Source organism: Bradyrhizobium sp. SPXBL-04 (assembly GCF_051853035.1).
Lineage (GTDB): Bacteria > Pseudomonadota > Alphaproteobacteria > Rhizobiales > Xanthobacteraceae > Bradyrhizobium > Bradyrhizobium zhanjiangense.
Map to the genome: position 1 here is coordinate 557746 of NZ_CP182472.1, position 22874 is coordinate 580619.

General features: G+C 64.7%; 20 protein-coding genes and 1 pseudogene. 8 read left to right on the plus strand and 13 right to left on the minus strand.

All coding sequences use genetic code 11. From position 1 onward, the window contains the following. Positions 1 to 96: 96 nt before the first annotated feature. The 3 genes from ACNJX8_RS02585 to ACNJX8_RS02595 form a co-directional block, all read right to left on the minus strand. Positions 97 to 1704, minus strand: coding sequence for a Na+/H+ antiporter (locus ACNJX8_RS02585; RefSeq protein WP_439359461.1), 1608 nt, complete (start codon positions 1702 to 1704; stop codon positions 97 to 99). Between the two features lie 48 nt (positions 1705 to 1752). Then, positions 1753 to 2607, minus strand: coding sequence for a class A beta-lactamase (bla, locus tag ACNJX8_RS02590; RefSeq protein WP_439359463.1), 855 nt, complete (start codon positions 2605 to 2607; stop codon positions 1753 to 1755). Positions 2608 to 2829: 222 nt separating this feature from the next. Then, entirely contained in the window at positions 2830 to 3204 is a 375-nt protein-coding gene (locus ACNJX8_RS02595; RefSeq protein WP_128930775.1) for a nuclear transport factor 2 family protein, read from the minus strand. A 91-nt stretch (positions 3205 to 3295) separates the two neighbouring features. Here ACNJX8_RS02595 and ACNJX8_RS02600 point away from each other — a divergent pair. Both ACNJX8_RS02600 and ACNJX8_RS02605 read left to right on the plus strand, forming a co-directional pair. Continuing rightward, a pseudogene (locus ACNJX8_RS02600) lies at positions 3296 to 3723 on the plus strand (GFA family protein). A 170-nt stretch (positions 3724 to 3893) separates the two neighbouring features. After that, on the plus strand, positions 3894 to 5711 hold the full coding sequence (locus ACNJX8_RS02605; protein ID WP_439359465.1) for a caspase family protein: 1818 nt from the start codon (positions 3894 to 3896) through the stop codon (positions 5709 to 5711). A 157-nt stretch (positions 5712 to 5868) separates the two neighbouring features. On the opposite strand, the gene ACNJX8_RS02610 is transcribed toward ACNJX8_RS02605, so the two are convergent. Together ACNJX8_RS02610 and ACNJX8_RS02615 are read right to left on the minus strand one after the other, a co-directional pair. Then, positions 5869 to 6552, minus strand: a complete 684-nt coding sequence (locus ACNJX8_RS02610) for a DUF1345 domain-containing protein (RefSeq protein WP_091896586.1) — start codon at positions 6550 to 6552, stop codon at positions 5869 to 5871. 171 nt (positions 6553 to 6723) lie between these two features. Beyond that, a complete protein-coding gene (locus tag ACNJX8_RS02615) occupies positions 6724 to 7647 on the minus strand; it encodes a polyprenyl synthetase family protein (protein WP_128930779.1) in 924 nt (307 codons plus the stop codon). Between the two features lie 161 nt (positions 7648 to 7808). Between ACNJX8_RS02615 and mtgA the strand changes: the two genes are divergently transcribed. The 3 genes from mtgA to ACNJX8_RS02630 all read left to right on the plus strand — a co-directional run bounded on the left by mtgA (position 7809) and on the right by ACNJX8_RS02630 (position 9628). Further along, positions 7809 to 8483, plus strand: coding sequence for a monofunctional biosynthetic peptidoglycan transglycosylase (gene mtgA / locus ACNJX8_RS02620; RefSeq protein ID WP_439359467.1), 675 nt, complete (start codon positions 7809 to 7811; stop codon positions 8481 to 8483). Positions 8484 to 8652: 169 nt separating this feature from the next. Further along, positions 8653 to 8835, plus strand: coding sequence for a 50S ribosomal protein L32 (gene rpmF, locus ACNJX8_RS02625; RefSeq protein WP_007598106.1), 183 nt, complete (start codon positions 8653 to 8655; stop codon positions 8833 to 8835). A 142-nt stretch (positions 8836 to 8977) separates the two neighbouring features. Beyond that, positions 8978 to 9628: a hypothetical protein gene (locus ACNJX8_RS02630; protein ID WP_439359470.1), complete on the plus strand. Its 651-nt coding sequence runs from the start codon at positions 8978 to 8980 to the stop codon at positions 9626 to 9628. Here ACNJX8_RS02630 and ACNJX8_RS02635 read toward each other — a convergent pair whose 3' ends face one another. Next, positions 9629 to 9889, minus strand: coding sequence for a hypothetical protein (locus ACNJX8_RS02635; protein WP_164934874.1), 261 nt, complete (start codon positions 9887 to 9889; stop codon positions 9629 to 9631). A 221-nt stretch (positions 9890 to 10110) separates the two neighbouring features. Here ACNJX8_RS02635 and ACNJX8_RS02640 point away from each other — a divergent pair, with 221 nt between their 5' ends. After that, positions 10111 to 11805 carry an EAL domain-containing protein gene (locus ACNJX8_RS02640; protein ID WP_439359472.1) on the plus strand — a complete coding sequence of 565 codons (1695 nt, stop codon included), beginning with the start codon at positions 10111 to 10113 and terminating at the stop codon, positions 11803 to 11805. A gap of 105 nt (positions 11806 to 11910) precedes the next feature. Here ACNJX8_RS02640 and ACNJX8_RS02645 read toward each other — a convergent pair whose 3' ends face one another. The 7 genes from ACNJX8_RS02645 to ACNJX8_RS02675 all read right to left on the minus strand — a co-directional run bounded on the left by ACNJX8_RS02645 (position 11911) and on the right by ACNJX8_RS02675 (position 21092). Continuing rightward, positions 11911 to 13419: a tripartite tricarboxylate transporter permease gene (locus ACNJX8_RS02645; protein ID WP_439359474.1), complete on the minus strand. Its 1509-nt coding sequence runs from the start codon at positions 13417 to 13419 to the stop codon at positions 11911 to 11913. A 4-nt stretch (positions 13420 to 13423) separates the two neighbouring features. Further along, positions 13424 to 13909, minus strand: a complete 486-nt coding sequence (locus ACNJX8_RS02650; RefSeq protein WP_439359476.1) for a tripartite tricarboxylate transporter TctB family protein — start codon at positions 13907 to 13909, stop codon at positions 13424 to 13426. Between the two features lie 156 nt (positions 13910 to 14065). Continuing rightward, entirely contained in the window at positions 14066 to 15043 is a 978-nt protein-coding gene (locus ACNJX8_RS02655; protein WP_128930785.1) for a tripartite tricarboxylate transporter substrate binding protein, read from the minus strand. Between the two features lie 204 nt (positions 15044 to 15247). Continuing rightward, on the minus strand, positions 15248 to 17734 hold the full coding sequence (locus ACNJX8_RS02660; protein ID WP_439359478.1) for a PAS-domain containing protein: 2487 nt from the start codon (positions 17732 to 17734) through the stop codon (positions 15248 to 15250). 203 nt (positions 17735 to 17937) lie between these two features. Then, the gene (locus ACNJX8_RS02665; protein WP_128940928.1) at positions 17938 to 18813 is read right to left on the minus strand and encodes an acyl-CoA acyltransferase; all 876 of its coding nucleotides are present in this window, start codon (positions 18811 to 18813) and stop codon (positions 17938 to 17940) included. Between the two features lie 41 nt (positions 18814 to 18854). Further along, complete coding sequence (locus ACNJX8_RS02670) at positions 18855 to 19835, minus strand: amino acid--[acyl-carrier-protein] ligase (RefSeq protein WP_439359479.1); 981 nt, start codon at positions 19833 to 19835, stop codon at positions 18855 to 18857. A 39-nt stretch (positions 19836 to 19874) separates the two neighbouring features. After that, positions 19875 to 21092, minus strand: a complete 1218-nt coding sequence (locus ACNJX8_RS02675; RefSeq protein WP_439359481.1) for an acyl-CoA dehydrogenase family protein — start codon at positions 21090 to 21092, stop codon at positions 19875 to 19877. Positions 21093 to 21449: 357 nt separating this feature from the next. Between ACNJX8_RS02675 and ACNJX8_RS02680 the strand changes: the two genes are divergently transcribed. Then, on the plus strand, positions 21450 to 21722 hold the full coding sequence (locus ACNJX8_RS02680) for a phosphopantetheine-binding protein (RefSeq protein WP_128930790.1): 273 nt from the start codon (positions 21450 to 21452) through the stop codon (positions 21720 to 21722). A 268-nt stretch (positions 21723 to 21990) separates the two neighbouring features. Further along, on the plus strand, positions 21991 to 22866 hold the full coding sequence (locus ACNJX8_RS02685; RefSeq protein ID WP_439359483.1) for an S-methyl-5'-thioadenosine phosphorylase: 876 nt from the start codon (positions 21991 to 21993) through the stop codon (positions 22864 to 22866). Positions 22867 to 22874: the final 8 nt, after the last annotated feature.

Genomic DNA, 22874 nt, shown 5'->3' on the forward strand with positions numbered 1-22874 from the left:
GTTTCGGCGTTCGTCATTGCGAGCGCAGCGAAGCAATCCAGAATCTTTCCGCAGAGGCAGTCTGGATTGCTTCGCTGCGCTCGCAATGACGAGAGGTTATAGCGGCCCGCCCCGATACTCCCTATTCGCCAGACTCGCTTCCTCCAGATCCAGATCGCGCTCGATCCGCCGCCGCGTCTCGTCGGTGATCTGGCCGTCGCGGAGAAGGTCGTGGATGAATTTGCGCTCGGCCTCGATCAGGCTGCGGGTCAGCGCGGTGCCTGCGGCGGAGACGTCGTGATGGGTCGGATCGAGTGAATCGGGCAGCTGGTTGACGCGGATCTCGTGGCGGGCGCGCAGGAGCCGCATCACCTCGTCGGAGATCTCCTTTTCCGCGGTCAACGCATCGAGCGACTTCAGCGCGGCCTCGAGCGCCTGGCGGCGTGCTGCGATCTCGGCCTCGTGCTCGCTGACATGCTCGTTGCGGCCGGCCTCGGCAATGCCGAGCCAGCGCACCACTGGCGGCAGCGTCAGGCCGACGCCGATCAGCGTGATGAAGATGACGCCGAAGGCGACGAACAGAATCAGGTCACGGTACGGAAATGCTTCGCCGTCCGGAAGCGTGAACGGCAGCGCCAGTGCCGCCGCCAGCGACACCGCGCCGCGCACGCCGGTGAAGGCGAGCGTGAACGCCCATTGCCAGGGCGGCGACGGATCGCGCTCGCGCAGCGATTTGCTGAGCATCCGCGGCAGATAGGTCGCGGGATAGAGCCAGGCGAAGCGCGCGATCACGACGATCACCAGAACCACGGCGGTCGCGATCAGGATGTCGTCGAGCGGAAAGGCCTTCGACTTCTCGTAAAGCGCGCGCATCTGGAAGCCGGTGAGCAGGAACAAGAGGCCCTCGATCAAATAGATCACGAGGTCCCAGAAGAAGATGCCCTGCAGGCGCGTCGCGGAAGAAATCAGCAGCGGGCCGTTCCAGCTCACATAAAGCCCGCAGGCGACCGTTGCGATCACTCCGGAGCCGCCGACATGCTCGGGCAGCCAGTAGGAGACGTAAGGCGTGATCAGCGACAGCGTGAGCTCGACCTGCGGATCCCCCGACCATTTGCGGAAACGCAGGGAAAGCCACCCGACGCCGATGCCGAAGGCGATCTCGCCGGCGATGATGAGGAGGAATTCGCCGGCCGCCAGCGGCAGCGAGAAATGCCCGACCATGATCGCGGCGAGCGCAAAGCGGTAGAGGATCAACGCGGTGGCGTCGTTGGCGAGCCCTTCGCCCTCGAGCACGACCAGGATCCGGCGCGGCATGTGCAGCCGGCGCGCGATCGCGAGCGGCGCCACCACGTCGGGCGGCGCGACGATGGCCCCCAGCAGGAAGCCGATGGTCCACGGCAGGCCGATCATGTAATGCGTGGCGGCCGCCACCATGGCCGCAGTGAAGATCACCGCGCCGACCGCGAGCAGCACGATCGGACGCAAATTCTTCTTGAACTCGCGCCAGCTCATGGCGACGCTTGCCGAGTAGATCAGCGGTGGCAGCACCAGCAGAAGCACCAACTCCGGCGGCAGTTCCACCGACGGCATCCCCGGCACGAAGGCGAGGCCGACGCCGGCCAGCATTAGCAGGATGGCGGGGGCGACGTTGAAGCGGCGTGCGGTCAGCGCCACGCCTGCCAGCACGGCCAGCAGGATGAGAAAGGTCTGAAACTTCGCTTCCATGACGGTCTGTCTTGACCCGGAAGCGACTGCTGCGTCAATGCGCGCGGCTCACGCCAGCCGCTCGGCCATCCGCCCGATCCGCGCGAACGCCGCCGCGATCTGTGCGGCGCTCGGCGTGCCGCCCTGGGTATAGGCCGCGATCAGGATCGGGGCATCCGGCCGCGGCCACACCACCGCAATATCGCCCGATGCGTCCTTGCCGTTGTTGCCGGTCTTGTCGCCGATCCTCCAGCCTGCCGGCAGGCCGCCGCGCAGCCGGTTTGCGCCGGTCTTGCAGTTCACCATCCATTCGGTGAGCTGCGCGCGCAAGGTCGGTGACAATGCTTCCCCCAGCACGAGGCGGCGCAGGTTTCCGGCCATCGCCGCCGGCGTCGTGGTGTCCCGGGGATCGCCCGGCCGGGAGCGGTTGAGTTCGGGCTCGTTGTGGTCGAGCCGCGAGGTGGTATCGCCGATCGATCGCCAGAACGCGGTGAGGGCGGCCGGCCCGCCGATCCGCGCCAGCAGCAGATTGGCGCAGGTGTTGTCGCTGAGCTCGACGATCGCCTTGCACATCTCAGTGACCGACATTGCGCCGGCCGCGAGATTTTGCTTGGCAACCGGCGCGTACTCCAAGAGGTCGGCCTGGCCGTAAGGAATCATGGCCGCAAGCTGCTCCTCGCCGCGATTGACCCGCGCCAGTACACAGGCGGCGAGCGAGGCCTTGAATGTCGAGCACATGACGAACCGTTCGTCGGCGCGCCAGGCGAGTTTTGCGCCGGTTGCGAGATTTTCTGCATAGACCCCGATCCGTCCGCCGCTCTCGCGTTCGTAGGTTTCGAGCTCAGGCGGCCCATCCGCGGCAAGCGCGGGAGAAGCGGCCATCCAGCACAGCGAGGCGAGCAGGGAGCGACGATCGAGCAGCATGGGGGACTTTCGGGCGAGTGTGGCAGGGAGATGTAGCCTATGCTCCATCCGCACCGTCATTGCGAGCGCAGCGAAGCAATCCAGAGTCTCTCCGCGGAGGGATTCTGGATTGCTTCGTCGCAAGGGCTCCTCGCAATGACGTGTGGCGAGAGTTGGGCTCGCCTGACGGAGAATGGAAGAGAGCGAGTCCGAATTTCGGGCAGCGGAGGGTCGAGAGACCCTTCACTCCCTCAGGTCGTACCGGTACGACTTCGACACGATCTGCCAGCCGTCGGCTAGCTTCATCGCCACCAAATAGTCGGTGAAATAGCGCGGCGGCAATTGGCACCGGACCTTAATGAAGGCGGTGTTGTCGTCCGAACGGTCGATGGTGACGATGAAATCCTCGCGCGGCTTGCCTTCGGCCTTGCCGGAGGGGCGCTTGCGCACGCGGTCGAGCCAGTCCGGCACGGTCAGCACCTGCAATTCGCCCTTCTCGACCCAGCGCAGGTCGGCGGAGGGATGGAAGATGGCGCCGAGCTTTTCGGCGTCGCCCTCATAGAGGCCGTCGAAATAGGATTGCACGACGGCTTCGACACTTGAACGATTTGGGCTCATGGGTCATCCCTTCGAATGATGGCTTGGGGTGAACTTAGTCGTGCGCATCAAAATGCGCTATGGGTGTCTCGCCAATTGCGAGGACGCTGAAATGACCGCATCAGAGAAATCGAACGCCCGTATCCTGATCGGCGAATGCTATTGCCGCACCGTGCGCTTCGAGGTGACGGATGCGTTCTCCTATGCGATGAACTGCCACTGTTCGAACTGTCGCCGCACCACCGGCGCCGCCTTCAAGCCGTTCGCGGGCATCGCCCAGGACCAGCTCCGCATCGTCAGCGGCGGCGACCAGCGAATCATTTTCGGTGACGAGACCACCCTGACGCGCACTGCGCCCGATGCGGCTCGCTGCTCTATTCCCGGGTGCGTGGAGGAGGATGGGTCCATGTTGCCATGGGAACCCTGGTCGATACCCCCTCGATCCGGCCGAGCGCCCACATTTTCGTGGGCTCGAAGGCGCCCTGGCATGAAATTACGGACAATCTGCCGCAATATCGGGAGCACATCGGGGTTGTCTGAGGGAACCCGATCCTCCCGGCGAACCGCGATCCCGCTGGTGCGACAAACAAAAGTGGCCTTTCCGCTTGTCGTTGGTACCCTTCGTGACCTCCATCACAAGCGCCCGCGGCGGATCTTGCTAAAGCGGTCCCAAATGGCCTCAAGCGGCCCCGAATTTCGGAAGTCGTGTCATGCGCAATTTGCTCAGACTTTGTCCGCTTCTCCTCGCCCTCGCGCTGCTGCTCGGCGCCCAACCTGCTTTCGCCGGCAAGCGCGTTGCGCTGGTGCTCGCCAATTCGGCCTATCAGTACGCGCCGTCGCTGGCCAATCCCGTCAATGACGGTTCGGTGATGGCGAAGACGCTAAAGGAGGCCGGCTTCGATGTCGTCGATTCCCGGCACGATTTGTCGGCGCTGGATACGCGGCGCGTGCTCCGCGACTTCGCGGATGCAACCCGCGATGCCGACATCGCCGTGGTCTACTATGCCGGCCACGGCATCGAGGTCGAAGGCTCCAACTATCTGATCCCGGTCGATGCCAAGCTCGAGCGCGACACCGACGTCTACGACGAGGCGCTTTCGCTCGATCGCATCCTGGTCGCGGTCGAGCCCGCAAAGCAGCTCCGTCTGGTGATCCTGGATGCCTGCCGCGACAATCCGTTCGGCAAGAGGATGAAGCGCACGATTGCCTCGCGCGGCATTGGCCGGGGCCTCGCTCAGGTCGAGCCGACCAGCCCCAATACGCTGATCGCCTATTCGGCCAAGGCCGGTTTCACGGCGCAGGACGGTGACGGCGCCAACAGCCCGTTCACGGTCGCGCTGTCGAAGCATCTGACGACGCCGGGCCTCGACGTCCGCCGCGCCTTCGGTTTCGTGCGCGACGACGTGCTCAAGTCGACCGGCAACAAGCAGGAGCCGTTCGTCTATGGCTCGCTCGGCGGCGAGGATGTTCCGCTGGTGCCGGTGAAGATGACGGCTGCGGCGGCCGCGCCTGCTGCGAACCCGCAGGCCGATATCCGCCGCGATTACGAACTCGCGCTCCAGGTCGGCAACAGAGCGGCGTGGGATGCCTTCCTCGCCCAGCATCCCGACGGTTTCTATGCGAGCCTTGCCAAGCTTCAGGTCGAGAAGATCGGCGCCGAGCAGGCTCATGCCGCGGCGATCGCGAAGGCGAAGCAGGCCGAGGCCGAGCGCGATCGTCTCGCCGCCCTCGGCGCGCAGAAGGATGCGCAGGCCAAGGCTGCGGCCGATGCGAAAGCCGCCGAACAGGCGCAGCTTGCCGCCCAGAAAGCGAAGGAGCAGGCGCAGCAGCAGGCCGCCGTGGCTGAGCAGCAGCGCGTCGACCTCGCCGCTGCGGCACCGGGCGCAGCGCCGGCCAGCACGGTCGCTCCGGCCGGCACCAATGTCGCCGCGCTGACGCCTGCGACTGCACCGGCCGATCTCAGCCGCTCGGTGCAGACCGAGCTCGGTCGCGTCGGCTGCTTCTCCGGGCAGGCCGACGGCAATTGGAATGCGTCGTCGCAGCGGTCGCTGTCGCAGTTCAACCGGTATGCCGGCACCAAGCTCGACGTGAAGGTGGCGAGCACCGATGCGCTCGATGCGGTCAAGTCGAAGCCGTCGCGTGTCTGCCCACTGGTCTGTGAGCACGGCTTCAAGGCCGACGGCGACAAGTGCAGCAAGATCGTCTGTCGTGACGGCTATGCGGTCAACGACGATAATGAGTGCGAGAAGCAGCGTGCCGCCAAGCCCGCAACGGCCAAGCGTGTAACTGCCAAGCGCGACGACGGCGATGAGCGTCCGGCACGACCGCGTCGGCAGTCCGCCGGCGCAGCAGGCGGTTATGGCGCCGCTGCCGGCGTTGCTGCTGCCGCTGGCGCCGGCCGCGCGACGGGTGGCGGGCAGGTCTACTGCAATAGCGGTGGCTGCCGTCCGGTGCATCGCGGCTGCCGTCTCGAATATCGCGGCGGCGGCGGCCCCGGCAACGACGCCAATGCCGAGGTCTGTTACTAGGGATCGCGGTGTCCCCCACATGGTCGTCCTGGCGAAGCCAGGACCCATTACCACCGGCCTTGGTTTTGCGAAGACTTGTGGTTGGCAACTCAGCGCAGCAACTTCTCCCTGGGGTAATGGGTCCTGGCTTTCGCCAGGACGACTCCCTGGAGTGAGTTCAGGTCGCAATCGCGCTTGCAGCGATGTTCACCGTCAGCGCCAACAACGCCGTGTTGTAGATGAAGGACACGATGCCGTGCGCCGTCGCCGTACGGCGGATGGTCTTGTCGGTGATGCCGACGTCGGAGACCTGCGCGGTCATGCCGATCACGAACGAGAAATAGACGAAATCCCAATAATCGGCGTGGTCTTCCTTGTCGCCGCTCGGAAACTGAAGGCCTCCTGCCGTGCCGTGCCGATAATAATCATGCGCGTAATGCAGCGCGAAGGTCGTGTGCACCGCAGCCCATGACAGCGCGATCGTGGTGATCGCGATCGTCAGCTCCAGGACGCCGCGATGCGACGTGCCGAGCTCGGAGACGATCGCGGCGATGCTGGCGAAGGCGCCGGTCGCCGTCACCAGCAGGATCACGAAGCGGCCGTCGTCCTGCATCGCGGCGGCGCGGCGGATGTGCTGGTGGTCGTTGCACAGCATCATCGCATAGACCAGCACGAGATAGACCGCGATCAGCGCGTCCCAGCCGAACAAGAGCCGCGTCACCAGTCGGTGCGTGCCCGGCAGCAGCAGGCAGACGAGGACGCCGACAGCGAGCGCGATGAACGTTCGCGGCCGGGCATAAAGCAGCCGCATCGGCCGCGACATCTGGCGGAAGCGGACGAGGACGGGATCTTCTTTTTGCATGCAGATCGTCCGGTAAGTCCTGAGCGACATCGCTGGTGCGCTCCCTCCCCCGCTTGCGGGGGAGGGTTGGGGAGAGGGTGTCTCCACAAGCGAAAACCCCGAGAGGAGAGAGCCCTCACCCGCGCCTTCGGCGCGACCTCTCCCGCAAGCGGGAGAGGTGAAAACCCAACGTCAGTTCTTCCGTTCGGCGACGAAGCGCGCCGCGGCTTGCAGCACGGCGGCGCGGTCGCCGAAGATCGACACGGCGCTGTCGGCGCGCGCGAGCAGGTCGCGCACGCGCTGCTTGGCGCCTTCGATGCCGAGCTGGGTGACGAAGGTGGTCTTGCCGAGCGCGGCGTCCTGGCCCGAAGGCTTGCCGAGCGCTGCCGCATCGCCTTCGACGTCGAGCAGGTCGTCCGCGATCTGGAAGGCCTCGCCGAGCGCACGGCCGTAATCGTCGAGCGCCTGGTATTCTTTCTGCGAGGCCTGGCCGAGGATCGCACCGGCGATGCAGCCATAGCGCAGCAGTGCGCCGGTCTTCATCTGCTGAATACGGGCGACATCGATCGGTTCGTTGCCGCCGAAGCGGCCTTCGCCGGCGAGATCGAGGATCTGGCCACCGACCATGCCGCCAATGCCGGCGCAACGCGCCAGCGCGCGCGTCAACAGCAGCCGCACATTGGCATCGCGATGGATCTCGTCGCGGGTGACGATGTCGAAGGCGAGCGTCAACAGGCCGTCGCCGGCAAGGATCGCGGTGGCGTCGTCGGTCTGCTTGTGCAGGGTGGGGCGGCCGCGGCGCAGGTCCGAATTGTCCATGGCCGGCAGATCGTCATGGATCAGCGAATAGCAGTGAATGCATTCGAGCGCGGCGCCCACGAGCAGTGCCGCTTCGCGCGGAACGCCGAACACGGTCGCGCTCTCGACCACAAGGAACGGCCGCAGGCGCTTGCCGCCGTTCAGGCTCGAATAGCGCATTGCGTCCATCAGTCGCTTGGGCCGGGCGATCTCGTCGTGCAGGATGTCGTCCGACAGCAGGCGCCCGAGCAGGGCCTCGGTGTCATCAGCGGTCTTGTCCAGACGTTTGGCGAAATCGGACGGGGACGTGCCGGTCATCAAGAAGGGCTCCAGAACTAAAATTCGGCGGGACAATCCTTTATGCGCCCGCCTCAGTCAATCGTTTGGAAGGCCTAAAAAGTGCTGGAAAAGGCCCGAATTATCACAGACTTAATGGCCCAGCCCGTGGCCGCGTTTCATTTTGCGCCGGAAAGGTCGATTTGCGCATCGTCAAGATCCTGCTGGTCGTGCTCGCGGTCGTGGCTCTCGCGCCCTATGTGATCGCGCCGTTTTACCGGACCGGCCATCCGGTTTCGACGCTGATGGCCTGGCGTTCGCTTCGGGGCGCGCCGATGCAGCGGCAATGGATCGATCTGGCGGCGATGTCGCCCAATCTGCCGCGGTCGGTGGTGGCAGCCGAGGACGCCCATTTCTGCAAGCATCATGGCATCGACTGGGGTGCGCTGCGTGAGGCGATCGATGACGCCCAGGAGGACGGTACGCCGTTCCGGGGCGCCTCCACCATCACCCAGCAGGTCGCAAAAAACCTGTTCCTATGGCAGGGGCGGGACTTCGTCCGCAAGGCGCTGGAATTCCCGCTGGCGCTGTGGATCGACCTCGTCCTGCCCAAACCGCGGATCCTGGAGATTTACCTCAACATCGCAGAGCTCGGTCCACAGGGGCAGTTTGGCGTCGAGGCGGCCAGCCTTTATGCCTTCGGTAAGTCGGCCGCCAACCTCTCCCCCCGGGAAGCCGCCCTTCTGGCCTCGACCCTGCCCAATCCGGTCAAACGCAGTGCCCGGACCCCGGGGCCCGGTGTCAGGCGGCTGGCGGCGACCTATATGGCGCGGGGCCAGGCGAGCTCGCTTGCGACCTGCTGGCGCGAAAATCGCTGATTTCGGGCCCGTTCCGGGCGTATTTTCCGGCCCAAGAGCCTAGCTTTACGGCCAGCCTTCCTCTATAAGCGCGGCCTTGATCGGCATTCAGCTCGCCTCGTATTGCGGGTGCTGAGCCGTCCCTTCGCGGAGGATGCCCTGATGACACCAATCCCTAGAGGATATTGAAATGGCCGTTCCGAGAAGAAAAACCTCGCCGTCGCGCCGTGGCATGCGCCGCTCGGCAGACGCCATCAAGAAGCCGACCTATGTGGAGGACAAGGACTCCGGCGAGCTCCGTCGTCCGCACCATCTCGACCTCAAGACCGGCATGTACAAGGGCCGCCAGGTCCTGAAGAAGAAAGAGTCCTGAAGGCAGGATCTTTCTTCAGGCGGGAGGATTGGGCCCGCCTGATTTCGGCCAACCCATGAGATAGACGGTGACGGCGGCGGAGCAAATGCTTCGCCGCCGCATTGTCCTGTCCGGATATCTTGATCGAGAAGGCATTTTGCCGATGGTCGGTTTCCCGCTGCTTCTGATTCCGCTCGCGGTCTACAACATCATCGCCTTCCTGATGCCGACGGTGTCCTTTACGGACGTGCTGTTCAAGGTGCCGATGGTGTCCGGTGAGACCTGGCCGGTTACGCTCGCCGACCTGCTGCTCGCGCTCGGCGTGGTGCTGCTGCTGCTCGAGGTGGTCAAGGGCGCGCGGCCCGGCTCGAAATTCCTGATGGATCACCTGCTGTCGCTGATTGTGTTCGGCGCGGCCGCCGCCGAATTCGTGATGTGGCCCAAATTCGGCAACTCCACCTATTTCCTGCTGGTGCTGCTCGCGATGGCCGACTTCCTCGGCGGCATCGCCCAGCGCACGCGCCGTCGCGTCACCTATGTCGCCGAGACGACGGTGGCGGCGCCACGCAAGGCCAAGCGCCAGGAAGCGCCGGAGGAGGATGTGGCGTCCGAGCGTAAGTTCGAGCCGGTGATTGCGCCGCAGCCGGCACCGGCGGTACCGCCCGCACCGTCGGCGCAATCCGTCGCCGAATCCGTGCTGATGGATCATCCGGCGCCCAAGCCGGTGCAGGGCGCGCCCTCGCCGGAAATCCCCTCGCCGCAGCTTCAGCCGGGCAACGGCACGCCGTCCTCTCCGGATACACCGCCGCGCTGATCAAGCCACCTGCCGTGTCCGCGCGCTGACGCTTTGCAGCGGGCGCTTGCTGCCATAGGCCATCAGCGCGTCTTCGGACGAGGCGCGGCGAAGCCGGCTCGTCTGGGGCATGTGCTCGGCATTGGCGATCAATTGGGTGACGAAGCTGGGATCGGGGCGCGGCAGCGGCGCCTTGTGGACCCACTGCAACGTCGGCATCAGCGGCACGAGGCCCGTGCCTGTGCCGTTGTCCGCCGCGTCCGATCGATCAGTACTCAACATCGCAATCACCGTTGATCCGGCCGGATTGTCGCATTTCGGGACGCTGGCGCCGGTGCGTGTCATGTACTCGCAAGCCCTATGCCGGCCGGGCCCGATTGGTTCCCCGAGGTCGGCAAACGTGGTTTCCAAATTGTTTATCAACTTTGCCTAGGGTCGAGGGCGAATCTGGCTTTATTCTGTGCCGGCTCAGGACTTTCCCACTGTCCCGAAACGAGGCGATTTTGACTCCAGCATTGCCGCAAGCCTCCGACATCCTGGCCGCGCTCGGCCAGGCCGTGTTCGCCTGGGACATCGCCAGCGACGTCATCGTCTGGGGTGAGCAGGTCAGCGCCGTCTTCCCGGGCATTCCCGCCGAGCGGCTCGCCACCGGGGCCGAATTCGCCAAGCTGATCGAGCCGGCGCAATCGCTGCGGACCTCTGCGCTGGCGCAGACCTCCGCCGTGCACGGTGCCGACGGCACACCTTACCGGGTCGAGTACGGCGTGCGCATGAGCGCATCCGATCCCGTCGTCTGGATCGAGGAGACCGGCCGCTGGTTTGCCGGTCCCGACGGCCGCCCCACGCGCGCGATCGGCTCCGTCCGCATCAACAATGAGCGTCACGCCCGCGACGAGGAATTGAGGAAGCTGGCCCGGCTCGATCCCTTGACCGGCGAGCTCAACCGCTCCCATCTGATTGCGTCGCTGGCCGAGGCGATCGAGGAGACGACCCGCTTCCGCTCGACCGCAGCCTTCATGCTGGTCGGCATCGATCATCTCGCACGCGTCAACGATGCCTTCGGCTTCGACGTCGCCGACGCGGTGATCCTCGACGTCGCCAAGCGCATTCGTGCGCGCCTGCGCGGCGGCGACGTCCTCGGCCGCTTCTCCGGCAACAAGTTCGGCCTGATCCTGAAGAACTGCACCGTCGACGACATGAACGTTGCCGCCGAGCGCTTCCTCGCCGGCATCCGCGACGAGGTGGTGCCGACGAAATCAGGCCCGGTCTCAGTCACCGCATCGATCGGGGCGGTCAGCGTGCCGCGCTATGCCCGCAACACCGACGAGGCGGTCAACCGCGCCCATGAGACGCTGGATGCCGCCAAGCGCCGCCGCGTCGGCTCGTTCGCGACATGGCGCCCGGATGCCGCGCGCGACGCGCAGCGCCGCGTCAATATCCGCGTCACCGACGAGATCGTCACCGCGCTGAACGAGCGCCGCATCAAGCTCGCCTATGAGCCGGTGGTCTCCGCCGCCTCGCGCGAACGCGCCTTCCACGAGTGCCTGGTGCGGATGGATCAGGGCGATGGCCAGGTGCTGCTCGCACCCGACATCGTGCCGGTCGCCGAACGGCTCGGCCTGATTCGCCTGGTCGATCATCGCGTGCTCGAGCTCGTGGTCGCCGAGCTTGCGGCCGCGCCCGACATCTGCCTCAGCCTCAACATCTCGCCTGATACCACCATGGATCCGGACTGGTGGGCGGGGATCGAGTCGTTGATGCTGGCCCATCCCGGCGTCGCCGAGCGGCTGATCGTCGAGATCACCGAAACGGTCGCGATCCAGGACATCGACGACGTCCGCGGCTTTGTCACGCGGCTGAAGAATTTCGGCAGCCGCATTGCCATCGACGATTTCGGCGCCGGCTACACGTCCTTCAGGAACCTGCGCAAGCTCGGCGTCGACATCGTCAAGATCGACGGCGCCTTCGTCCAGAACGTCACCCGGTCCGCCGACGACCGCGCCTTCGTGCACACCCTGATCGACCTCGCCCGACGCCTCGATATCAAGACGGTCGCCGAATGGGTGCAGGACGAAGAGACCGCAAGCATGCTGCGCGACTGGGGTTGCGACTACATCCAGGGCCGTTTGATTGGACTGGCGTCTGCCGAGCGCCCGTGGGCGGCTTCAACGGATAGTGCGCTGCCTGCTGCAAGCTGAGAAGCCGTAGGGTGGGCAAAGCGAAGCGTGCCCACCATCGTGCTGTGTCGTTGGAAAGATGGTGGGCACGGCGCAAGCGCGCCTTTGCCCACCCTACGAAATCTCTCAAGCTCCCTCATCCAATGCCACCAACTCGCGCTTCTTGCGCAGCGCGGGCAATAGCGGCGCGATCAGCAGCACCGTTGCGAGTGCAAGGCAGGCCGCCGAGATCGGCCGCTGCACGAAGGTCCAGAGATCGCCCTGCGACAGGATCAGCGACTTGCGCAGATTGTTCTCCAACATCGGGCCGAGCACGAAGGCGAGCACGAGCGGCGCCGGCTCGTAGCCGAGCTTGCGCATGAAATAGCCGATGATCCCGAACGCGATCATGACGTAGACGTCGAACACATTGTTGCTCGAGCAGTAGACGCCGAGGATCGTGAACAGGATGATCAGCGGGAACAGGATGTTGTAGGGCAGCTTCAAGAGCTGCACCCACATGCCGATCATCGGCAGATTGAGGATCAGCAGCATGACATTGCCGATATACATGCTGGCGACGATGCCCCAGAACAGGCCGGGGTTTTGCGTGATCAGCAGCGGTCCCGGCTGCAGGCCATGAATGACGAAGGCCCCGAGCAGCAGCGCCATCACCACGTTCGGCGGGATGCCCAGCGTCATCAGCGGAATGAACGCGCCGCCGGCCGCCGCGTTGTTGGCGGATTCGGGGCCCGCGACGCCCTCGATCGCGCCGTGGCCGTACCGCTCCGGCGTTTTCGACAGCCGCTTCTCCAGCGCATAGGACGCGAACGAGGCCACCACGGCACCGCCGCCCGGCAGGATGCCGAGCAGAAAGCCGAGCAGGGTGCCGCGCGCCACCGGGCCGGCACTCGCCTGCCAATCCGCCTTGTTGGGCAAGAGTTGTGTGATCTTGGCGTTGATGATGTCGCGCTTGATCGCCTGCTCGGTGTTGAGCAGCACCTCGGCAACGCCGAACAGGCCCATCACGACCGGCACGAGGCCGATGCCGTCGATCAGCTCCATGCGGCCGAAGGTGAGCCGCGGCTGCGCCGTGATGCTGTCGAGGCCGATCAGGCCGAGCACGACGCCGATGCAGGCCATCAGCAGCGCCTTCGGCATCGAGCCCTGGGTGAGGAAGGTGAGCACGACGAGGCCGAGCACCATCAGGCTGAAATACTCGGCCGGGCCGAACGCGATGGCGATGCTGGCAAGCCTGGGCGCCACCAGCATCAGCGCGACCAGCGCAAAGGTGCCGGCGATGAAGGAGCCGAACGCGGAGATGCCGAGCGCGGGGCCGGCGCGGCCCTGCTTCGCCATCTGGTGGCCGTCGATGCAGGTGACGACGGAGGCCGCTTCGCCGGGGATGTTGACCAGGATCGAGGTGGTCGAGCCGCCATACATCGAGCCGTAATAGATGCCGGCCATCATGATGATGCCGGATTCCGGCGTGCCCGAGAGTGTCACGGGCAGCAGCAGCGACATCGCCGAGACTGGGCCGATGCCCGGCAGCACGCCGACCAGCGTGCCGATGAAGACACCGATGAAGCAATAGAGCAGGTTGATCCCTGTCAGCGCGACGCCGAACCCATGGGCGACATTGGCAAGCGTATCCATGCGATCAGCCGATCCCGAACAGGCCCGAGGGCAGCTGGATCAAAAGCAGCCGCTTGAGCACCCACCACATGCCTGATGGCACCAGCATCGCGATCGGAATCGCCAGCGTCCAGCGCACGGGATCGATCAGGCGCAACAGCAGCAGCATTAACGGGATCGACGACAACAGGAATCCCAGCGGCTCCAACGCGAATGAGAATGCAGTGAGGCAGGCGATGACGAGAAGAGGCTTGCTCCAGCGCACATTTTCCCAGCGGGAGGCCAGCGTTGGCCCGCCCTCGGTGATGGCCGAGATGATGATGGAGGTTGCGAACACGCAGATCAGGATGCCCGTGTAGAACAGCACGTAACCGGAGCCGGGATCGTTGATGGTGCCGAGCTTGAGCTTCAGCCCCGACCAGATCACGAAGCCGCCGAGCGCGAGCCCGATCAAGCCGCCCCAAAGTTCAGAATTGCTGAGGCGGAGTTTGACGTTGGTTTGGTTGGTCATCGACGCCCTCTCGGCCGTTCCCCAGACGCTGCGCAGCGCGAAGCGGTGCGCTGCAGATCCGGGGTCCATGGATGCGTGGCAAGAGTGGGTCCCGGCTCTGCGGTGCACCGCTGAAGAGGCGCTGCACCGCGTCCGGGACACGGAGGTGGCTCAGTTCTACTTCTTCGCAAGCCCGAGCGTGTCGATCACTTTGCGCTCAGACTCCGTGACCTCGACGACGAACTTCTTGTAGTCCTCGGTGTTCTTGTAGTTCGGCACCATGTCGTATTTGGCGAGCGTTGCCACGACGGCGGGGTCCTCGACTGCCTTCTTGAAGGCATCGTGCAGCTTGGCGACGATTTTGGGATCCATTCCCTTCGGGCCGGCGATGCCAAACGGGGAATCATAGACCATGGGATAGCCGAGCTCCTTCAGCGTCGGCACATCGGGGTAATTCGGCGAGCGGGCACCGGTCCACACCATCAATAACCGCAGCTTGCCGGCATCGACCAGCGGCCGCCATCCCGTGGAATCAGCCTGAAGCATCGTATGCTGCCCCAGGACCGCGGCGTTGGTTTCCGCGCCGCCCTTAAAGGGGACCTGGGTTAGCTTGATGCCGGACATCGCCGCGATCTGCTCCATGCCGATATGCAGCGAGGTCCCGGTGCCCGGCGTCGCGTAGGTCACCTTGCCCGGGTTCGCCTTGGCGAACTCCACCACGTCCTTCCAGCTCTTGAACTGGGATTCCGCGTTGGTGGTGACGCCGAAGGTATAGCCGGTGAGATGGATGATGTAGGTGAAATCCTTGGCCGGATCCCACGACACCTCCTGCATCAGAGGCAGGCGGAAGACGGTGATCGGGATCTGCGAGATGGTGTAGCCGTCCGGCTTCGCGCCCGCGGCCATTGTCGCAGGTCCCACCGTGCCGCCGCCGCCGGCCTTGTTGTCGATCACGATGGGCTGTCCCAGGACCTTCGAAGCGCTGTCGGCGATCGCGCGCATCGAGATGTCGGTCGAACCGCCGGCCGGCCATGGCACGATCAGCGTGATCGGTTTGGTCGGATAGTCCTGCGCGCTGGCGGCAGTGGAGAGCACTGCGCCCATGACCGCATGCATGGCGGCAAAGGCAATCGTCTTCAGCCCGTATCGCGACATCGAAACGCCTCCCTCGCAGCGGCCTCGCTCGGGCCGCCATCTCTCGTTCTTGTGGGGCGATTGTTTCCGAAATCACGAGAGAAGAAAAGCGCCATTGCGCGTGTGCCAGGCAAGGGCGAGACGCCAATTCCGCCGGAAACCATCCATGCGACAATTGGTCGTTTGGAGGCGTGCCGAGATACGGAATTTGCGTGGGGAAAGCCGCTACGCCACGCGGCGGACTGCGCTCAGCGTCTCGATGGTGCCGCCGACCTCGGCCGCCGGGCACGGCTTGCCGAAATAATAGCCCTGCACGGCGGTGCAGCCGCATTCGCGCACGAAGTCGAGTTGCTCGGCGGTCTCCACACCCTCCGCCGTAGTCTCGACGCCGAGCACGGAGCCGAGGCTGGCGATGGTGCGGACGATGGCAACGCTTTCCGGGCTTTCGCCGAGCGTGCCGACGAAAGAGCGGTCGATCTTGATGCGGTCGAACGGAAATTTGCGCAAATAGCTCAGCGAGGAATAGCCGACGCCGAAATCGTCGAGGCTGACCCGCACGCCAAGTGCGCGGAGCTGGTGCAGGATCTCGATCGTCGCCTCGCTGTCGTCGAGCAGCGCCGTCTCGGTGACCTCGAGCTCGAGACGTTGTGGCGGCAGGCCGGCTTCCGCAAGTGCGCTCGTGACCATCGCCACCAGGCCGCGCGAGCGGAACTGCACCGGCGACAGGTTTACCGCGACGGTGACCCCGGGCCAGGAGACGGCGGTCGCACAGGCGGTGCGCAGCACCCATTCGCCGATCGGGACGATCAGCCCGGTCTCCTCCGCGATCGGAATGAAATCGGCCGGCGAGACGAAGCCGCGCGAGGGATGTTTCCAGCGCAACAGCGCTTCGAAGCCGGTGAGCTCGGAGTTGTCGAGCCGTACCTGCGGCTGGAACACGAGGTGGAATTCACATGATTCCAACGCGCCGCGCAGATCCTGCTCCAGCGCGTGCCGGCTGCGCGCCTCCTCTTCCATCTCGGGCTCGAACAGCTGATAAGCGCCGCGTCCCTTGGCTTTGGCCTGGTAGAGGGCGAGGTCGGCGCATTTCATCAGCTCGTCGGCATCAAGCCCGTGATCGGGCGCGATCGCGATGCCGACGGAGACGCCGACATGGATCGACTGGCTTTCCAGCGGCGGCGGATGGCCGATGATCTCGACCAGGCGACGGGCGAGCTTTTCAGCCGATTGCGGCTGCGGTCCGCGCTGGAGTACGGCAAATTCGTCGCCGCCGAGCCGCGCGACGGTATCATGCTCGCCGACATTCTCCTTTAGTCGCGCCGCAACCCAGCGCAGCAGGCGGTCGCCTGCGGCGTGGCCGAGGCGGTCGTTGACAGTCTTGAAATTGTCGAGGTCGAAATACAGCACGGCCATTGCGCCGCCGGCGATCGCGACATGGTTCAGCCCTTCGCCCATCTTCTCGCGGAACAGCGTGCGGTTGGGCAGGTCGGTCAACGAATCGTGGCGCGCCATGTGCGCGACGCGGGCTTGGGCCTTGTGGCGCTCGGTGACGTCCTCATAGGTGACGACCCAGCCGCCAAGCTCCATCCGCTTGTGATTGAGCTTGATGATGCGGCCGTCGTTCAAATGGCGGTGCAGCGTGTGCTCGCCCTCGCGCAGCCTCTCGACATAGTCGGCATAGAGCCGCGCGCCTGTGGTGTTCGGATCAATGCCCAGTTCGCAGCTATGCTCCATGATCTCGCGCATCGAGACGCCCGGTTTCACGATCTCGGGCGACAGCCCGTACATCTCGATATAGCGGCGGTTGCAGACGATGATGCGCAGGCTCGAATCGAGCATGCACAGGCCCTGGCTCATGTTGTTCAGTGCGGCGTCGAAACGTCGATACTGCTCGCTCAGCTCCTCAATCGCGCGTTCGCGTTCGGTGATGTCCTCGTAGGTGGCGACGAAGCCGCCGTCTGGCTGCGCGCAGTAACGCACCGAGATCACGGAGCCATTGGACATGCGCCGTCGCATCGACGAGGAATCGCGGTTCGCAATCCTTGCGCTGGCGGCTTCCAGGAGCTGTTGCGGGCTGTATTCGGAAGCGAATGCGCCGTTCGCCATCGAACGCTCGATCAGCTCGGAAAGATGCGTGCCGGGCCGGGTCTCTTCGGGCGACAGCCGGTAGATCTTGCGGTAGTTTGTATTGCAGACGCGGAGCCGCATGTCGCTGTCGTAGAAGGCGAGTCCGTGCGACATGTTCGCGAGCGCGTGCTGGCTGCGCTCGGTCTGCACGCGCAATTCCGCCTCGAGCCGGGCGAGACGACTGACGTCGTCGCAGATCGTCATCCAGCCGCCGCCGGGGAGGGGCTTCAACTCGAGCGCCATGACGAGGCCGCTTGCAAGCCGCTGTTCGGTGCGGAATGGTTTGCCCGCTGCGATTTGCGCAATCCGCGCCGAATACAGCGCATCGAGCTCGTCCTGGGGGAAGTTCCCGCGTGTCGCGCTGTGGGCAAGCACCTCGCGATAGCTCGTGCCCACCCGCACGATATCGGCCGACATGTCGAACAGCGTGAGGTAGCGCTGATTGACCAGCACGATCCGGTTGTCGGCATCGTAGACGCAGACGCCCTGCTCCATGTGGTCGAGCGCAAGCTGGCCGAGCGCGATCAGGGCCGCGGGGGCCTGTTCGCGGTGTGCACCATGCTCATTGTCGCAGGTCGACGTCATGGGAGTCGTGGATCTCGGCGGGCAATAGACTTAACGCAACGTAATTCAGCCGCCGAGGGTAGCGAAGAGGCCGGAAAATTCCCTTAAGCGCAGTAGTTTACGGAGGGTGACTGGCGATGCAGAGATGCGCGTGACGGCGCGAATGCGGAGGTGCGCGCAAGCCAGCGCTAGCCGGGACGACACCAAATGGGGACAGATTAGCGCTACGGCCCGTACAGCACGAGCTCCGTATCGGTGAGATCGGCAAGCTGTGGCCGATGCGGGCCCTTGAAATATTTGCGGCCGCGCCGCTCTGTGTAGAGGCCGATGAGGCCGGAAAGCGGGCTGTTGCAATCGACGGCCACCGAGATTTTGCCGAACCGCAGCAGCAGCCGGCCGATCCGGCCGGCGCAGGCGGCATATTCGGCGATGTTGCGGCAGTAGATTAGTTTCATCGCGGGCGGCGCGATGAAGCCGCGGCGGATGCGCACCGGTTGCAGGATGAAGGGGAACGTTCCCTGCGGCGTGCGGCAGACCAGGCTGAGGCAATTGTAGCGTGCATGACGCGTCAAGAGCTCGGTCTCTGTGTCGGAAAGCCCTTCGATCGCCTTGGCGTGCTGCGAGATCACCTCGATCTTGCTCCAGCGCGGGGCACGCGCCAGCGCGGGCACCGAGAAGAAGATGCCGCGGCAGTAATCACGAAAGCCCTGCGTCTCGATGATGGGCCAGGTCCACGGCGCCGGGCTGATGTTGAGGTAAGTGACGTCCTTGTGCCGCTGCGCAATCTTGGTCAGCAGCGGCGCGTAGTTGCGATAGGCCGGATCGACATACCAGCTCGACAAATTGCACTGGATGGCGGTCTCTTCGCCGTTCTTGCGCGCCGTGTAGATCAGCAGCAGCACGCCGACCGGTGTGCCGTCATCCTCGAGCATGTAGCCGAAGCGCGGATAGCCCTCCGGCACGGTCCGGAAAGCCTGCCTGCGCAGGCCCTGGATCCAATAGTCACGCGAGCGGCCGACGAAGCCGCGCGTCAGCAGGTCCGCGATGGCTTCGACATCGGACTCGGTGATTTCGCGGCATCGAACCTTGGTATGGATCACGCTCGTCTTGCCCGTAGAAATGGTCGGCCTCGTGAGTTGCGTTAGCGCCAGCCTTCACCGTGGGCACCTGCCGCAACATGCGGCTGCAGGCCCAGGACGTCCCGTACCTTGGCGGGCCAGGCGGAAAGATCGGTGCCGTGGGTGTGGAACATGGCAACGGCCAGGCGGTCCATGCCGAAGGCAACGCAGCCGGTATGGGCCGGCTCGCCATTGGCGTCCTCGATTCCCCAGGTCGTACCGAAATGCTCGCGGTGATAGTTGAAGCTCATGCAGGCAGTCGGCTGTTCCTCCGAGCGCAGCGGAATGAGGAGTTCGAACTTGAGCTGTTGCTGCTTCTGGCTCACCGCCTTCATCTGTCCGACCCGGCCGAAGAACGGGTCGCTGGCATAGTCGACGCGGAAGGTGAGGCCGAGGTCGCTGGCGATCGCCTGCGCGCGCACCATCCAGCGCTCGCGGAAATCGGCGACGTCGTCGGGCGTGCCGATGCAGACGTACTCGCGCATCCGGAACGATTGCAGCCGGTCGAGATGCTTGGACGGCTCGCGGCGGAAGCAGTCGGCGGCGACGTCGAAGCGCAGACCGCCCTTCGGCAATTGGCCGCGGCTCGCCGCGATCGGGTAGACGGGATAGCAGGCGGCCGGCGACAGCACGAGGTCGGCCGGCGAGAGCGATGAGGTCCAGTCGCCGCCGGCATCGAAGCGGCTCACCGCCGCATTGATCTCGCGTTCGGTGCCGTGCAGGCCGCAGACGCAGCCGAGCAGGTTCGGAAAGCTCTTGAGGTAGCCGGATTTCTCCAGCTGAGCCCGGCTCATCACCGGCGGAAAGCGCATCACCTCGGTTCCGGCCTCGCGATGGCCAGTGATCAGCGTGGCGAGCTTCTCGACGATGCCCTCATAGAGCGCGGTGCGGGCGTAGACCCCGTCCGAGCCCATGCGGTGGAACAGCTTGTCGGCGAGATGATCGAGCGGATCGATGATCTGCGGTGCGGTGTCGGGCGAATTGGGGAGGACGGCAATATTCATGGGTCGATATCCTGCTATCTCAAAATTGTTCTTGTTGATTCAGTCACGAAGGCTCATTGGCACGCCGCTCATCAGCGTCGCTGTCGCGGCGTTGGCGAGAATACGGTCGTTGTTGATCATGATCGGCGACGACAGCACGTCGCGCAGGTGACGGCCCATCGTGAATTCGCCGTCGTTGCGGTAGCCGGAAAGACCCGCGGTGCGCATCGCATGCATCACCGTCTCGACCGCGAGCTCGGAGGCCTGCACCTTCAAAAGCGTGATCGAGGACTGGAAGTCGAGCGAGCCGAGCGCGCGCTCGTCATGCTCAGCGCGGTCGAAAGCGTCGATGTTGGCAGCGATCAGCGCGCGCAGCTTGGCGAGCGACATCTTGGCGGCGGTGAAATGCGCCGCGGCCGGCGGCATTTGTCCGCCGGAGCTGCGGGCCGCCTTGCGGATGAAGGCCTGCGCACGGGTCACCGCGGCGGCGGCAATGCCGGCCCAAGCCGACGACCAGCACAGATGCGCGAATGGCGTCATGGTCTGGGCGTGGATCTTGTCGTAGGATTCCGGGAAGACGCGGTCGGCGGGGCAATCGACCTTCAGCTCGAAACCGGTCGAGCAAGTGCCGCGCATGCCGAGCGTTTCCCAGCCCAGCGTCCGCTTCAGCGAATAATCGTCCTTGGCGAGTGCCAGCAGCACTTGGTCGGAAGCGGCAGCGTCGGTGGCGCGGCGGGCGATGGTGACGAGGCCGTCGGCCTCGGCGCCGTAGGAGATGACGGTGGCGTCGCGGACCAGCGATACTGTATCGCCGGCGTGATCGACGGCGGCTGCGCTGGCGCGGATGTTGCCGCCGTTCTGTCCTTCGGTGGTGGAGGAGGCGAGCAGCCACTGGTCGCGGGCGACCCGGCGCATCATGGTTTCCATCCAGGGAATGCCGTGGCCGTGCCTGACGACGCAGGCGACCTTGGTCTGGTGCATCGCGTAGATCATCGCGGTGGAAGCGCAGGCACGCCCGAGCGTGTAGCAGATATCGGTGACGTCATAGATCGAAGCGCCGAAGCCGCCGAACTCGACCGGGATCATGACGCCAAGCAGTTTTTGCTCACGCGCGATCTCGAAAGCCTTGTGGGGGAAGCGGGCGTCGCGATCGACCCCGTCTGCATCGGCCGCTGCGGCAGCGGCGGTCCGGGCGGCACGCTCGATCAGGGAAGGACCCTGCTCGAGAAAGTTCGTCTGCGTTTCGTCGACAGTGAGGACTGCTTCACGCACGTTCATGCTCGTCCGCCTCCGGTTTGCCGTTCGAGATCGCCGCCATCATTCGCGATGCCGCCAGCGATCCTCCGACCATCTTTGCTTGTGAGACGAGGCTACGGATTTAATTCAAATTCGTCGATGAAATAGAGGGTAAACAAATCCCAATTCCGAACGAACAGTTAAGGTCCGGTTGTTTGCATCACCGGAATTTCCGCGGTCGCATTAGTGATCTGGAAGAGGTCTGAATTTTAGTCAATCTGAGTCATCGTTTACTAAGAAAAGCGAAGTAACCCTCGCGCCCATTGCGGGATCGACTGGCCGTGCCCATCGTAGCCGGCAGTCCGGTCCGCCTCCGAATAGACAGATGGGAATTTGCCGATGCAGGCCTTCGATACCGACATGCGCAGTCGCATCATCAAGCTGGTGAAGGGCATCCTCGAACAGAACTCGCTCACGGCGGACATCACGCCGTCGGCGAAGCTCGTGGACGTTGGCCTGACTTCGATGGACATGGTCAATCTGATGCTCGGCGTCGAGGCCGAGTTCGACTTCACCATCCCGCAAGCCGAGATCACGCCGGAGAACTTCCAGTCCGTCGAAACGCTGGAGCGGATGGTCGCGACGCAGCTGCAGCCGGCAACGGCGGCTTAGCTCCGGCACAACTGCTTATCCGGCGTCGTCCCGGCGCAGGCCGGGACCCATAACCCCCCGGAGTGGTTGTGGCGCAAAGCTGGCAACCACGAGTCTCCGCCAAACTCTATCCTGTGGCTATGGATCCCGGCCTTCGGGACGACATCGAGAGTAAGGCGCTTGCTTGTGCTTCTCACCGCACCGGCATTGCCCCCACCCCCGTTCCAAAACCGCTGCAAAACTGGCATAGCTTAACCATGTCGCACAGCGCGGACGGGATGGAGCAGACATGACGCAGGCGGTATTGGGCATCATCGGCGGCTCCGGCATCTATGATCTGCCGGGCCTGGAGGGTGCGCGCGAAGAGCTGATCAAGAGCCCCTGGGGCGAGCCGTCCGCGCCCGTGCGGCGCGGCACTATGGCGGGCCTGCCGGTCGTGTTCCTGCCGCGGCACGACAAGGGCCATCGGCTGTCGCCCTCCGACATCAACTACCGCGCCAATATCGACGTTCTGAAGCGGGCCGGCGTCACCGACCTGATCTCGCTATCGGCCTGCGGTTCCTTTAGGGAGGAACTGCCGCCCGGCACCTTCGTTCTCATCGATCAGTTCGTCGATCGCACCCACAAGCGCGAGAGCTCGTTCTTCGGCCGAGGCTGCGTCGCGCACGTGTCGATGGCGCATCCGGTTTCGCCGCGGCTGCGCATTCACCTGGCCGCAGCCGCCGAGGCCGAGGGCATCGCAATCGCGCGGACCGGTACCTATGTCTGCATGGAAGGGCCGCAATTCTCTACCTATGCGGAAAGCATGACGTACAAGACGCTGGGCTACTCGGTGATCGGCATGACCAACATGCCCGAGGCGAAGCTCGCGCGTGAGGCGGAGCTCTGTTACGCCACCGTCGCGATGGTGACGGATTTCGATTGCTGGCATCCCGACCATGATGCGGTCACCGTGCAGGACATCATCCGCGTGCTGAACTCGAATGCCGACAAGGCGAAAGCGCTGGTGGCGCGGCTGGCGAAGGATTTTCCGCGCGAGCATGAGCCGTGTCCGATCGGCTCGGATCGTGCGCTCGACACCGCGCTGATCACGGCGCCCGAGGCGCGTGATCCTGAGCTTTTGAAGAAGCTCGATGCAGTGGCAGGGCGCATCCTGCGTGGTTGAGACGAAAG

Excerpts from the sequence above, each read along its gene's own strand:
- ACNJX8_RS02585 (WP_439359461.1), bottom strand. The coding sequence starts at position 1,704 with ATGGAAGCGAAGTTTCAGACCTTTCTCATCCTGCTGGCCGTGCTGGCA.
- ACNJX8_RS02635 (WP_164934874.1), bottom strand. The coding sequence starts at position 9,889 with ATGTTGAGTACTGATCGATCGGACGCGGCGGACAACGGCACAGGCACG.
- ACNJX8_RS02610 (WP_091896586.1), bottom strand. The coding sequence starts at position 6,552 with ATGCAAAAAGAAGATCCCGTCCTCGTCCGCTTCCGCCAGATGTCGCGG.
- ACNJX8_RS02670 (WP_439359479.1), bottom strand. The coding sequence starts at position 19,835 with ATGAATATTGCCGTCCTCCCCAATTCGCCCGACACCGCACCGCAGATC.
- ACNJX8_RS02630 (WP_439359470.1), top strand. The coding sequence starts at position 8,978 with ATGGTCGGTTTCCCGCTGCTTCTGATTCCGCTCGCGGTCTACAACATC.
- ACNJX8_RS02680 (WP_128930790.1), top strand. The coding sequence starts at position 21,450 with ATGCAGGCCTTCGATACCGACATGCGCAGTCGCATCATCAAGCTGGTG.
- bla (WP_439359463.1), bottom strand. The coding sequence starts at position 2,607 with ATGCTGCTCGATCGTCGCTCCCTGCTCGCCTCGCTGTGCTGGATGGCC.
- ACNJX8_RS02605 (WP_439359465.1), top strand. The coding sequence starts at position 3,894 with ATGCGCAATTTGCTCAGACTTTGTCCGCTTCTCCTCGCCCTCGCGCTG.
- ACNJX8_RS02650 (WP_439359476.1), bottom strand. The coding sequence starts at position 13,909 with ATGACCAACCAAACCAACGTCAAACTCCGCCTCAGCAATTCTGAACTT.
- ACNJX8_RS02645 (WP_439359474.1), bottom strand. The coding sequence starts at position 13,419 with ATGGATACGCTTGCCAATGTCGCCCATGGGTTCGGCGTCGCGCTGACA.
- ACNJX8_RS02685 (WP_439359483.1), top strand. The coding sequence starts at position 21,991 with ATGACGCAGGCGGTATTGGGCATCATCGGCGGCTCCGGCATCTATGAT.
- ACNJX8_RS02655 (WP_128930785.1), bottom strand. The coding sequence starts at position 15,043 with ATGTCGCGATACGGGCTGAAGACGATTGCCTTTGCCGCCATGCATGCG.
- rpmF (WP_007598106.1), top strand. The coding sequence starts at position 8,653 with ATGGCCGTTCCGAGAAGAAAAACCTCGCCGTCGCGCCGTGGCATGCGC.
- ACNJX8_RS02675 (WP_439359481.1), bottom strand. The coding sequence starts at position 21,092 with ATGAACGTGCGTGAAGCAGTCCTCACTGTCGACGAAACGCAGACGAAC.
- ACNJX8_RS02595 (WP_128930775.1), bottom strand. The coding sequence starts at position 3,204 with ATGAGCCCAAATCGTTCAAGTGTCGAAGCCGTCGTGCAATCCTATTTC.
- ACNJX8_RS02660 (WP_439359478.1), bottom strand. The coding sequence starts at position 17,734 with ATGACGTCGACCTGCGACAATGAGCATGGTGCACACCGCGAACAGGCC.
- ACNJX8_RS02615 (WP_128930779.1), bottom strand. The coding sequence starts at position 7,647 with ATGACCGGCACGTCCCCGTCCGATTTCGCCAAACGTCTGGACAAGACC.